Here is a 509-nt window from a genome sequence, read left to right on the forward strand (position 1 = left end):
GATTGATTTTGAAGACATTGAGATTGACCCTCAATATATGAAAACATTACTTAAAGAACAACAAACGCTTGAAGGAAAACTTGGACGTAATGTAATGATTGGTGATGGACAAACTCGTCTTGATGGTTCACCTAATTACGATTTAAGCCACGACCTCAGTTGGGGAACTCCAAACCGTTTGTAATATAAGGAGAAAACATGGCAGCAAAAAAGAAAACTGAGAAAGTTGCAGAAAAAGTTGTAACTGAACCAAAAAAAGTGGTTGAAAAAGTTGAGAAAGTTGCAGACACAGAGCCTAAACCTGCTAAAAAAAGTAAAGCAACCCCAGCTCCTTTGACTATTGAAGAAGTTGCTCAACAACAAGTTGAAGATACAAAACGTAAACTTGAAGAATTTTATATCAGAACAAACCAAAAAGGCGCCCTTGCCCAGTTGAGAGCGTCTAAATAGGAGGTCAATCAATGATTCCTAATCCAGGAGAATTGAGAAGAGCTAGTGAACGTGGAAAT

The 509-nt window shown here is 37.5% G+C and carries 2 protein-coding genes; both read left to right on the forward strand.

Going from position 1 to position 509, the window contains the following annotated elements; translation table 11 throughout:
• The coding region (locus N1032_RS28060; RefSeq protein ID WP_259544032.1) for a hypothetical protein at positions 1–184 on the forward strand (184 nt) is incomplete at its 5' end.
• A 14-nt stretch (positions 185–198) separates the two neighbouring features.
• Positions 199–450, forward strand: a complete 252-nt coding sequence (locus N1032_RS28065; protein ID WP_259544034.1) for a hypothetical protein — start codon at positions 199–201, stop codon at positions 448–450.
• The last annotated feature ends 59 nt before the right edge of the window (positions 451–509 follow it).

Source organism: Herbiconiux daphne (assembly GCF_024979295.1).
GTDB lineage: Bacteria > Actinomycetota > Actinomycetes > Actinomycetales > Microbacteriaceae > Herbiconiux > Herbiconiux daphnes.

Bases quoted from the DNA above. Each gene is read 5' to 3' on its own strand.
- N1032_RS28065 (WP_259544034.1), top strand. From the start codon at position 199: ATGGCAGCAAAAAAGAAAACTGAGAAAGTTGCAGAAAAAGTTGTAACT.